This window comes from Lentibacillus sp. Marseille-P4043, assembly GCF_900258515.1.
GTDB lineage: Bacteria > Bacillota > Bacilli > Bacillales > Amphibacillaceae > Lentibacillus_C.
The window spans coordinates 3,836,791-3,849,241 of record NZ_LT984884.1 but is presented as its reverse complement, the minus strand read 5'-3'; the positions used below and the strand labels follow the sequence as shown (position 1 = coordinate 3,849,241).

At 37.7% G+C, this 12,451-nt stretch carries 10 protein-coding genes; 7 read left to right on the top strand and 3 right to left on the bottom strand.

Translation table 11 applies throughout. From position 1 onward, the window contains the following. Positions 1–15 precede the first annotated feature (15 nt). From C8270_RS19110 to C8270_RS19095, 4 genes are all read left to right on the top strand, one after another. Positions 16–2,133 (top strand): BglG family transcription antiterminator, encoded by a 2,118-nt coding sequence (locus C8270_RS19110; RefSeq protein WP_234028602.1) that lies wholly within the window; start codon positions 16–18, stop codon positions 2,131–2,133. 15 nt (positions 2,134–2,148) lie between these two features. Next, complete coding sequence (locus C8270_RS19105) at positions 2,149–2,586, top strand: PTS sugar transporter subunit IIA (RefSeq protein WP_106498358.1); 438 nt, start codon at positions 2,149–2,151, stop codon at positions 2,584–2,586. Between the two features lies 1 nt (position 2,587). Further along, positions 2,588–3,748 (top strand): mannitol-1-phosphate 5-dehydrogenase, encoded by a 1,161-nt coding sequence (locus C8270_RS19100; protein ID WP_106498357.1) that lies wholly within the window; start codon positions 2,588–2,590, stop codon positions 3,746–3,748. A 245-nt stretch (positions 3,749–3,993) separates the two neighbouring features. After that, a complete protein-coding gene (locus tag C8270_RS19095) occupies positions 3,994–5,130 on the top strand; it encodes a DUF4145 domain-containing protein (protein WP_106498356.1) in 1,137 nt (378 codons plus the stop codon). Positions 5,131–5,200: 70 nt separating this feature from the next. Here the strand turns inward: C8270_RS19095 and C8270_RS19090 are convergent, their stop codons facing one another. The 3 genes from C8270_RS19090 to C8270_RS19080 all read right to left on the bottom strand — a co-directional run bounded on the left by C8270_RS19090 (position 5,201) and on the right by C8270_RS19080 (position 9,127). Continuing rightward, a complete protein-coding gene (locus C8270_RS19090) occupies positions 5,201–7,213 on the bottom strand; it encodes an acetoacetate--CoA ligase (protein WP_106498355.1) in 2,013 nt (670 codons plus the stop codon). A 301-nt stretch (positions 7,214–7,514) separates the two neighbouring features. Then, positions 7,515–7,979, bottom strand: a complete 465-nt coding sequence (locus C8270_RS19085; RefSeq protein WP_106498354.1) for a hypothetical protein — start codon at positions 7,977–7,979, stop codon at positions 7,515–7,517. Positions 7,980–8,218: 239 nt separating this feature from the next. Further along, positions 8,219–9,127: a LysR family transcriptional regulator gene (locus C8270_RS19080; RefSeq protein WP_106498353.1), complete on the bottom strand. Its 909-nt coding sequence runs from the start codon at positions 9,125–9,127 to the stop codon at positions 8,219–8,221. Positions 9,128–9,368: 241 nt separating this feature from the next. Here C8270_RS19080 and C8270_RS19075 point away from each other — a divergent pair, with 241 nt between their 5' ends. The 3 genes from C8270_RS19075 to C8270_RS20710 all read left to right on the top strand — a co-directional run bounded on the left by C8270_RS19075 (position 9,369) and on the right by C8270_RS20710 (position 12,447). Further along, positions 9,369–11,327: a TRAP transporter permease gene (locus C8270_RS19075; RefSeq protein WP_106498352.1), complete on the top strand. Its 1,959-nt coding sequence runs from the start codon at positions 9,369–9,371 to the stop codon at positions 11,325–11,327. A 119-nt stretch (positions 11,328–11,446) separates the two neighbouring features. After that, positions 11,447–11,947: a TAXI family TRAP transporter solute-binding subunit gene (locus tag C8270_RS20715; protein WP_106498351.1), complete on the top strand. Its 501-nt coding sequence runs from the start codon at positions 11,447–11,449 to the stop codon at positions 11,945–11,947. Next, complete coding sequence (locus C8270_RS20710) at positions 11,917–12,447, top strand: TAXI family TRAP transporter solute-binding subunit (RefSeq protein ID WP_106498350.1); 531 nt, start codon at positions 11,917–11,919, stop codon at positions 12,445–12,447. Before C8270_RS20715 ends, C8270_RS20710 begins: the two co-directional genes overlap by 31 nt. Positions 12,448–12,451 lie beyond the last annotated feature (4 nt).

Here is a 12,451-nt window from a genome sequence, read left to right as displayed (position 1 = left end):
CCATATGGCAAGGTGGTGAACAGCTTGTATATTTCCGGACGTGAACGAAAGATTATCGAGCTTTTGTTACATGCAGAAGAAGAAGTTACCGTTAAAGAAATTGCCAGCAATCTTGAAGTCAGTGAACGAACGATTCACCGGGACTTGAAAAATATTGAAAAAATAGCTTTTGATCACAACCTGGAGCTAAGAAAGAAATCAGGTATTGGTCTACGTATAATTGGCGATGAAAATAACAAGCAGCAATTGGAACGAAGGCTTTCCAGTGCTGCGCCATCTGACTTTACTTCTGAAGAACGGCAGGCAATTATTTTATCAACACTTCTTGGAACAAAGGAACCAATAAAACTGTTCACTCTTGCAAATGAATTGAAAGTGACTAATGCTACGATAAGCAATGATTTGGATCAAATAGCGGATGAGTTAGCCAACTTTCACCTCGACATCGTAAGAAAAAGAGGATATGGGGTAAAAGTCGAGGGAAATGAAGCGGATAAACGTGCTGCCATTAGTAAGTTAATTACCAAGTATGTGGATCCCTTTGAATATATTTCGCTTTTAAAAGAAAACATCCAAAAGAAATCGATACACCAATTAAATTCGATTTCCAATCGGTTGTTAGGTTTAGTTAATTTGGAAACATTAAATAAAATTGAAGAAAAAGTAGAACAAGTAAGGGATGAATTGCCGCATGAACTAGCTGATAATGCTTATATTGGTTTAGTTGTTCATCTTGCACTAGCAATTGAACGCCTGAACAAGGGAGATAAGATTGCGTTTGATCAGGTATTTATGAGGCAAATCGAAGGAACAAAGGAATATGAGATCGCCAAAAAGATAATTCAAGATCTAGAAGTATCCCTTTCCATGGACATTCCGGATGATGAAATTGGCTATATTACAATGCATTTAATGGGAGCTAAATTGCGGGTTGACAACAACTATGAAATTGAAGACTCCAGTTTGAAAATTGCCTTTAAAGCAAAAGAATTGATCCAGTATGTCAGTTCACTTCTAAAAGTCGATTTAGTAGAAAATGATTCGTTGTTGAATGGATTAGTCGCACATTTGAAACCAGCGATTTATCGACTTAAACAAGGAATGAATATAACGAATCCGCTAATTAACGAAATTAGAAAAAACTACCCTGAGCTTTTCCGTGACATACAGGAGGGAGTTAATAAGGCATTTGCAGACGTGACATTCCAAGATGACGAAATTGGCTATCTCGTTCTGCACTTTGCTGCTGCATTATTGGATAAGGAAGAGGAAGTGGACTTACGGGCATTAATTATTTGTTCGAGTGGGATTGGAACAGCAAAAATACTTGCCACAAAATTAACCCAGCAATTTCCGGAAATTAAACATGTGGAAAATAAATCCCTTTTCGATTTGAATCATCTTAATCCTGAAATTTATGATATCGTGGTGTCAACGATCCCTTTAAAGGATTTCGCAGGTGACTATATTTTAACATCACCAATTTTGTCACAAGCAGAGCTTCATCGCATAAAAAAGGTAATTCAACAGAAAAAGCTTGTTCTTAAAGCGAAAGGCAGCAGGTTACAAGCAGAAACGGGACCGGAGGATAAGCAGGCTTCTGATTTTATTTTAAAACTGGAAGCTATCCAAAGTTATTCGAAAATCATTTTATATTTACTTACTTCATTTTATGTAAAGCAAATTATGGAAAAAAGATCATTGCCCAGTATTTTACGTTTGATTTGCAAGGATTTGGCTGAAAAGCAGTGGGTAGAAAATGAAGAGGAGATTGTAAGGAAGTTATTGCAGCGAGAACAGCTAAGCGGACTAGGAATTCCAGATAGTTCGCTTGCGCTTTTTCATACTCGTTCAAACAATGTAACGTATCCAAGCTTCACAATCTATCCACTACAGCATCCATTATCCGTTCAGGGCATGGACGGAAAAAGAATGGAGATGGATAGACTATTATTGATGCTTGCGCCAGAAACTACACAACAGGAAGTATTAGAAGTCCTTAGTTTTCTAAGTGGCATACTAATTCAAGATCAAGAAAGTGTGAAATTGTTCGAAACGGGCGATGAAACACAAATCAAACAATTTCTGTCGAAGCAATTTCAGACTTTTTTACAGGAAAAAAATTTATGGTAAGGAGTGCAACATGACATGACAAAAGAAATTCTATCAACAGATAATATTCATTTAAATGTAGCGTTTCGTAATAAGGAAGAGGCAATTCGTTATACCGGAGAGATACTGGTGAATAATGGATATACAGAAGCAGCCTATGTGGAAAAAATGTTAGAAAGAGAAGAATTGACTTCAACTTTTATGGGGAACAATGTTGCGATACCACATGGTACAGAAGATGCGAAGGATGCTGTTAAGGAAACAGGCCTTAGTGTGGTAACTGTACCTGATGGTGTTGATTTTGGTGGAGGAAATATTGTCAAAGTACTGATTGGTATCGCAGGAAAAGGGGATGAACATTTAGACGTTCTTTCCAAAATTGCGATCGTATGTTCAGAGGAAGAGAATATCCAAAAAATAGTGGAAGCAAAATCAAAAGAAGAAATCATAAGCCTTTTTGATGAGGTGAACTAAAATGGAAGCAGTACATTTTGGCGCAGGAAATATTGGTCGGGGTTTTATTGGTTCCCTCCTTTATCAAGCAAATTATCATACAACTTTTGTCGATGTAAATGACGAGGTTATTCAGGAATTAAACGAAAAGCAACAATACAATGTCCGATTAGCTGCCGAAAATAGTGAAACATTAACGGTAAAAAATGTATCAGGGATTAATAGTATCAATGATCCTGATAAAGTTATCGAGGCTATTACCAAAGCAGACATTGTCACAACGGCTGTCGGACCTAATATTTTAGCAATAATTTCAGAACTTATTGCGAAAGGTTTACGTAAGCGGTTGAAATCCAGCAACAAAGAATTAAACATTATTGCTTGTGAAAACATGATTGGCGGGAGCTCGCTGTTAAGAGAAAAAGTCATGGAGCATATCACGGAAGAAGAACGCACATCTTTTGATGCAATGTACGGATTCCCAAATGCGGCTGTTGACAGAATCGTCCCCAATCAGAGTAATCACGATCGCTTGGAAGTTTCTGTTGAACCTTATTATGAGTGGGTTGTGGATGAAACGGCTGTCAAAGGGGAAAAACCAGCGATTGATGGGATTACGTATGTACACGATTTAACACCATATATTGAACGCAAGTTATTTACCGTCAATACCGGTCATGCGGTGCCTGCATATATAGGTCACTACATGGGTTATACAACAATTAATGAAGCGATGAATGATCAAATCGTTCAGGAAATCATCAAGGGTGCTTTAACAGAATCAGGGGAAGCGCTTGTCCAAACGTATCAATTTGACAGGGAACAACACCAAGCGTATATTAACCGGATTATTGAGCGTTTTATGAACACGTATATTTCCGATGAAGTTACGAGAGTAGGAAGAGGTCCAATCCGTAAATTAGGACCACAAGATCGCTTAATTCGTCCGGCAAGCATGTATATGGACGCAACAGAAAACCCGCCGTTCTATCTTGCCAAAACAATAGCAGCTGCCTTGGAATATAAAAATGAAAATGATGAAGAAGCAGTTAAATTGCAGCAAATGATTGCGGAAAATGGCTATCAACAAACGTTGCAATCCGTTTCCGGGCTGGATTCGAATCATCCATTAACTTCAGTTGTTTTGAAGCAACTGGAGGAAATTAAGGCGTTAAAAGGATAAGTTTTAATAAAATGAAAGCTCACGCAACTGCGTGAGCTTTTGTTATGGAGACAGAAGGAACATGGTCCGAATTGGGATCAAGCTGGTAAAGACCATTCCAGCTTGAAAGTTTTCGTGCTTTAAGAGTGTATATTTAAGGAGATTCCTTTCAATCCCCATATGGTACCCGAAAAAAATTTGTTATAATAGAAACTTAGTCTTATGAATAAGCACTTTTAAAAAAAGAGAAACAAGAGGATACAACGATGACAGAACAAACCTACTATTATAGTTTTCTTGAACACTATTCAAAGGAGCTAGCCTATGTGGCACGTGAATTAGAGAATAGTATATTTACCAGTCCACGTACAATGTTGACACATGCCCGGACTTTTACAGAAGCAATCATAAAAAAGGTATTAATCACAGAAAAGCTAAATAAAGAAATACAAACAGCACTAGTCGATCAGCTTGAGTTATTGGATGATCACGGTATTATCAAACCCGAAGTCCGAGATGCTTTGCATGTAGTAAGGATGAATGGCAATAAGGCAGCACACGACGTCCGGCAATTTCGCTATTCGGAGGCGTTGCTTTCTTGGGAGGCAATATACACGATCGTGAAATGGTATATTGAAGTGTATGGCCCAATTGAGATGAAAGTACCTGCTTACAGGGATCCGCAACCAAAACAAGAGGAAGCATATGATATGGCCGAATTGCAAGTGCGGCTTGGCAACTTGGAGCGGCTGCTTACAACGTCCATTCAAAATTTACATTCCAATGAGCAAACAGATGATGAGGCTGAGATTGCAGCTACTAGCTTGGAGGCTGATCAATTAGACACGACCCAAAATGAGACGGGAAAACGAGCACCAGGTTTAACGACGATCAGGGAAATTACCTACCAAGGCGATGCAGTTGAGATACCATATTTTTTAAGAGATGCTTTTTTGCTGCCACAACGGTTTGCCAAATCGGAGCGGTTTCTTGTCCGGCTTGGGGCTGAGGAACAGGCACGGATCATGAGTGAACTTCCTGCAGATTTAGAAGGGATCCATAAACACGTGAAGCGTTACAATGAGTCGAATGACAAAGCATTGTTTGAGGAATTGCAAGTGTATATAGAAGAGGAAAAAAGTCGTCGAAAATTAATACTAGAAAGGCCTGGGGAGCTGTTTTTCTTTTATAAAAAGGATTACATTGTCGTTACAGAAGAGTTGTCGCAAATTTGGCTTACGAAAGAAAAATTTACAGGCATCCCAAGTCTTTTACGCCAGTTAAATGAAGATGGTATTCATCAGGTCGGCCAGCTACCACAAGAGCTTGTAATATTGGCGAAGTATAAGAATGTTGGGATTGGGACTGTGGAAAATTTATTCGAGCAGTTGAAAGAGAAATAACGGTTAGCAATCACATAACGGATATTCAAAAGAGTCATCTTTCTAATGGAAGATGACTCATTTCATTCATTTATCCATTCGTTTGTTTCTGCCCTTGAATACTAGGAAATTCATTCTTTGCAAAGCTGGCAAAATAATCGAGGGAAGTAGGGTTAGCCATTGCATCTCGTTTCGCAGCTTGCGTCTCTGGTACTCCCGTGATGATTTTCCGGATTGGAACTTCCATTTTCTTGCCAGTAAGTGTATATGGCACTTGCTGGATTTGGTAGATTTCGTCTGGTACATGTTTAGGTGAAAATAAGGTACGGATCTTCGTATTAATCTTGTTCTTTAATGCTTCATCAAATGCAATTCCCTGTTTCACGACAACAAATAATGGCATAAATGAGCGGCTGTTTGGCAGGTCTAAGTTTATGATAATGCTATCCTGAATTTCATCTAGTGATTCAACTGCAGCATAGATCTCGCTCGTTCCCATTCGTACGCCATTTCGATTCAGTGTAGAATCTGAACGTCCGTAAATGATACAGGTTCCTCGTGAAGTTATTTTTAAATTATCCCCTTGCCGCCAAATTCCTGGATACATGTCATAATAGCTGTCAATTAGTCGTTTGTTACTCTCATCATTCCAGAAGTAAATCGGCATGGATGGCATTGGTTGCAGGACGACTAACTCACCAACATCGTCTTTAATCGATTTGCCATCATCTGTATAGGAATGCACATCTACACCAAGGCCACGAACCTGCATTTCACCGGCATAGACAGGTTCAGTCGGGACACCGGTAACAAATCCTGAGCAAATGTCTGTACCACCACTTTGCGAGGAAAGCCACAGATCTTTCTTCACATTCTCATAGATCCACTCAAACACTTCGGGACTTGCTGGTGCACCACTTAACACGATCGACTCCAAATTCGATAAATCGTATGTTTCCATTGGAGATAGGCCAGCCTTTTTCATTAAGTTCACATACATTGGACTTGCCCCAAATGAAGTTGTCTTCGTTTTTTCTGCGATTTCCCAAAGCCTGCCTATATGCGGATATCCAGGATTCCCGTCGTATAAAACTAGCGCAGATCCTGTTAGTAATCCACTCGTCAAAATATTAAACATCATCCATCCGGTTGTGGTGTAAAAGAGTAAACGACTTTCCGGGCCAAGGTTGGCGTGTAATGTTAAGATTTTATAAGATTCTAGTAAAATTCCGCCGTGGCTATGTACGATGGCCTTTGGTACACCTGTTGTTCCAGATGAATACATGATTTGTAGTGGATGATCAAATGGAACCTTTTCAAATTCAAACTGCGAAAAGGGGATTTCTGGTTGATTCAGTAAATCACTCCAGACAACAGCATTTTCACTAGGAGCCTTTCGATCATTTTCAAATAGATATGGAACATGCACAATATGCTCCACACTTGGCAAGTCACACACAATGTTACGAACTTCTTCTCTACGGTCAAAGGTTTTACCAGCATATTTGTAGCCGTCGATGGTGAATAATACTTTGGGTTCAATTTGTTGCAAACGATCTAGCACACTTTTGCTTCCAAAGTCTGGCGAACAACTAGACCATACAGCACCAATACTCATTGAGGCCATCATCGCAACAACGGTTTCCGGTATATTTGGAAGATATGCCGCAACACGATCTCCTCGTTTCACACCCATTTTCCTTAATTCATTTGCAAGGATCAATACTTGTTTCTTGAATGTACCCCACGTCATTTCATCAAGTGGACGAATTTCTGATTCATGGAAAATTGCAACCTTATCCGGCTCACCTTGTCGCATAATGTGTTCTACATAGTTCAATGTCGAACCAGGAAACCACTTTGCACCAGGCATTTCTTTGTTTTCCAACACACATTGGTAAGGTGTGGCAGACTCCACCTGGAAATATTCCCAAATAGATTCCCAAAACGCCTCTAGTTCGTTTACAGACCAGTGCCAGAGTGCATTATAATCATTGAATTCCAATTCCTTCGTGTCCTTAAGCCATTTCATGTATTTCGTAATATTCGCCTTTTTCTTATAGGACGCACTTGGTTTCCATAACACTTCTCCTTCTACTACCATCCTAGTTCCCCCTTGTATTTGAAACATAGATAAGTGAGGCTTTAAAAAATTGATTCTTGTTGAGAAAAATTTCCTAGAGTGAATTCGCTTTCAATATAACTTATAGAATATTAGTCCTATTAGTTATCTTAGGATTTATTTGAAAATACGTCAATAATATTCTGTCTATTAAAAAATAAACTTTTCCATATATCTGCTGATTATGATTATGGTGAATTGGAATTTGGCCGAGGATGCGTGAGCTTAACTATTCAGTATACAAAAAAAGAACCTCCAACAAAGGAAAGGTTCTTTTAATATTCTATTCATGATCTTCTTCCTGCATGCGTCTAAAACCTTCCTGTTGAAGATAGTCAATCGCGCCATTTAGTGTTGCGTAGGATCCGTCCAACATGTCTCCCGCATAAATATTCCATGTGTCATATTCGTTAATTAATTTCAGTGTTTGATTCTCTACATTTATCCATGTTTCTTCAAAAGGTTCCTGTTCAGATAGCGATGCCATAGATTGTGTTATGATTTCACGAAGTTCTTGCTCCGTAAAATCACGTATGTTTACCATCCCTTTAGAATCGGTAGGATAGTCAGCATCGATTAGTTCAGCATACACAAATCCATTTCCATTTGGATGCAGACGATACACCACGATTTTTTTATCCATGACACTTTCTTCAAAGTGAAAATTAACACGACCAAGGGATACGTCATGACGCTCTAATTCAGGAAATGATTCAATAATTGCTAGCTTTTCTTCAAATGTAAGCATGTTACCTCCATGTGAGTTGTTATTTATGGTTCTTTCTTATTGTACCACTTTTGGTTTTTGGGGATACAAAGGGTTGGTTTGATATTTGAAAATTGAAAGGCACTCACCAGAACAAAATAAAAGACTATTTGCAGGACATATTGAATTTTGGAGTAATTAAGTATATTGGTGCGTATTTACCTAGAACAATGTTATCTAAAATGCTTCATTAAAATATTGCTGTTCTCTAAATGGTCTACTCACCAATTTATATTCGAAACGTTATATTTAAAATATTTAAGAAATTCTTTTGCTGAAATTGAAAAAAGCTGGTTTTTAGATCGTATCCAACCAAAGGATGCAATGATAGGACCATCATCGTATAACGGAATATGAACAATATTGTCGCTTTGGAAGTAGGGCTCATTTCTAAGCCCATAATCTAGTTTAAAGCCAATTGCCAAATCTTCTACAACTGTTCTAATTATCCCTTCAACATCATTTGATTTGAATAAAATGTGCATTGGAGTATTATATTTTTTAAAAAGTTCCTGGACAAATATAATCATGTTTTCACCATTGTATATCACAAGAGATTGTTCCCCTAAATCGTGGGGGGTTAAGGTTTTTCTGTGAGCTAAGGGTGAATTTTTGTTGACCGATACTACCAACTGTGCATCAAACATTTTTTCATACTCCAAATTTTCGTCCTGATAGATGTGATCATTAAGAAAAACCAATCCAAGATTAATATTATTTTTTTTAACATTTTGTACAACATTTCCTGCGGTTCCTTCTATAATTTCGATATTAACATTTGGAAAGGCCTTCTTGAACAATGGTAGGGTTTTTATAATTGGCACAAAAAGTCCAGGGGTCGTTGATACTTTTAACTCATCGTTAATTAGGGAGGTTTGTATCTTTGCTTCCTCCTTAAATGCTTCCAATTTGATTACTATTTCGTGAGCCTTTTTAATAAGATCTTTTCCTTCTTCGGTTGGAAAGGTACCGTTCCTAGACCGTTTAAATAGTTTTATTTTCAGTTCCGCCTCCAGATTGCTAAGTGCTTTACTAATTCCAGCTTGAGAAACATGCAATTTATTTGCAGCGGAAACGATTGATCCAGTTTTTGCGATTTCAACTATATAGACCAACTGTTCAAAATTCATTGCTCCACCTCCTGTTTATATTCATCAATATAACTATTGGTTAAGATTATATAACAAATCGTTGCTTTACTTGAAAAGAGGTTATATATATAATAAATTTTAAATAGTTTAAAATGTTCTGTCAAATACATTGACGTTTTAAAAGATAGCGCTTTCAAAAATTTGATTACTTCTTTTTTGTAAAAATAAGACCTTATTATGATAAGTATTTTAAATTCATTAATAATTGGGAGGAGATAAAATGAGTTCAGAAAAGCTACCAAGTAATGAGAACAAGGATCAACAATTATCATTTACTCAAGGGAAACGGCGACAATTTGATAAACCAATAGCAGTTATCGTTTCATTTATAGCAATTATATGGTCTGCCTATCAACTGTATACAGTTTATTTTGGCCCACCTGACGCAATCATTCACCGTTCTATTCATTTAACTTTTGCACTTACCTTAATTTTTATATTGGTACCACCATCAGTAAAGGTAAAAAGCAGTAAATTATTTTTAGTTATCGACGTTATGATGGCTTTAGCAAGTCTGGCAGTCGGTGTTTATATATATAGTAATGCTGATGTTCTATACACAAGGGTTGGTTTACCAATAGTTTCAGACTATATTTTTGGATTTATTGCTTTATTATTAGTCCTTGAAGCAACAAGACGGGTATTGGGAGTAGCCCTTCCGATAGTAGCAATATGTTTACTTATTTATGCTTTAACGGGTGATCACTGGCCTCAGGCCTTTGCCCACCCGGGTAATGATCTTGCTGATATAACTAGTTATCTATTTTTATCACTAGATGGTATTTATGGTGTAGCTCTTGGAGTCTCAGCAACATTATTAGTCGTTTTTATTTTATTAGCCTATTTCTTGATGGCCACGGGAGCAGGAGAATTTTTCATGGATATTTCAAATTCTCTTATCGGTTGGGTTCGAGGAGGCCCCGCAAAAATGTCTGTTATTAGTAGTGGCTTTTTTGGAAGCATTACAGGGAGTCCTACCGCTAATGTAGTGAGTACAGGAACAATTACTATCCCACTTATGAAGCGCTTAGGTTATAAACCGCATTTTTCGGGAGCAGTTGAGGCCGCAGCTTCAACTGGTGGGCAATTTATGCCTCCGATTATGGGGGCCACAGCTTTTATTATGGCTGATACATTAGGGATTCCGTATAGTGATGTAGTTATTGCTGCAATTGTACCAGCTATTCTATATTATCTTGCATTGCTCATTATGGTAGATCTTGAGGCATCTAAGAATAATTTGAAAGGCATTCCTAAAAAAGAACTGCCTTCATTAAAGAAGGTTGTGAAAAAAGGTTGGTTTCAAGGTCTTCCTTTGCTCCTTCTATTATATCTTTTGCTCATATTGGACTATTCGCCTGCATTATCTGCCTTTTATTCAATAGCTCTACTAGTCATTATAAATCTATTTAATAAAAAAAATCGGTTAACTTTGAAGCAGTTTTTTAAGGTACTGGAACAAGGTGCAACAGGGACAATGGAAATAGCAATTGCTTGTGCATGTGCTGGGATTATTATTGGAAGTTTTTCATTAACAGGCTTAGGCCCAAGACTATCATCCATCTTATTGGAGTTGTCCCAAGGAAGTATGTTTCTATTATTAATTTTCACCATGATTGCGTCTATTATCATGGGGATGGCGTTACCGACGATTGTCTCCTATATGGTGTTATCAGTTTTAGTTGCACCAACGCTTATTGAGATGGGAGTTCTCCCCATAGCTGCTCACATGTTTGTGTTGTTTTTTGGAGTAGTTTCTTATGTTACGCCGCCGATTGCTTTTGCAGCATATGCAGGGGCTGCGCTTGCGGGATCGAATGTGATGAAAACAGGTATAACATCTAGCAGGTTGGCGATTTGTTCATTTATTTTGCCATTTATGTTTGTGTATAATCCTGAACTTCTTTTACAGGGAGCTGGCCTTAGTCTAATCCTGGCTCTTTTATCTGCTGTAGTTGGTGTCATAGCTATTTCTATGGCTGCTCAAGGTTATATATTTCAACAACTTCAATTATGGAAGCGTTTGCTGTTGCTGATTTCTGGGATATTTCTTGTACAATCCAATATTTATACAGACTTAGTAAGTTACTTTATTTTCGCAGTGATTACTTTTAATGAGTATAAAATCAAAACAAAAAAAATGGAGGTAAAAGATAAATTAGGGCACAATGCTGGTTAGAAGTGAGGTTAATCACCGATAAATAGTCAACTTATTTTTGAAAGAAGGGTGGGATTAATGCATAGTTCGGGATTTGAATTTGCTTTATATAAAATAAAAATTTAGGAGGGAAAGGAAAAATGAAAAAGATTTTTTTTCTCATTATTTTGGTAGTACTCGTCATTATGTCTGGGTGCAGTAGTGGTGAGGCTGGAGGGCAAAAAGTAGATTCTAACCAAGTACGGATTTTCATGGTCCCATCTGGCAACGATTATCTAATTGCTTCGGGTATGGCGCAAATGGCCAAGGAGCAAGATGAAGAAATAAGCTATACAATTTCAGATGCAGCAGGCAATATGGGTGCTATTCGGAAGGTAATGAAAGGTAAAGGAGAATTGACAAACATTGTGGGTTCAAATGGGAAGTTTGCCTATAATGGTACCCATACATTTGAAGGGGAGCAATATGAAGGGATCCGTGGTGTTGTTGCAGTCCCACCCCCAATTATACAGTTTATTGTAAGAGATGATTCAGGAATTGATTCTATAGCTGATTTTAAAGACAATGACATGATAGCTACCTTTCAAGGAACAGCTCATATGGTAGTGGAATTTATAATGGAAAATGCTGGAAAAAAATAGGTGCTGATTACGATCTTCAAACACTTCCAGGCACAGAGCAGATCGATGCGTTGAAAGATGGAAAGATCGATGCGCTTGTTACTTGGTCAACAGTTCCCTCACCAGGATATGAAAGTTTGGATCAGACAACAAGCATTAAGATATTACCGATAGAGGAAGAAATTTTGAAGGAAGTTCAAAAGGAATTTGATCCAGGTGCTGAACTCTATACAATTCCAAAGGGTGTTTACAGTGGGCAAGAAGAAGAAGCACTCACTTCCCAATCAACCAGATATTATATAACCAGTAAGGATGTAGATGATGAGACTATCTACGAATTCACTAAATTCCTCATCGAAAACGCACAAGAACTGACAAAATATCATCCTTCAGCCGAAGGGATTACACTTGAAAATGCAATTCAACCAATAGCGATACCGTTACATCCAGGTGCGATTAAGTATTACGAGGAACAAGGTATTGAAATTCCTGATGAGAGAATACCTTCAGAAATGAAATAACTAC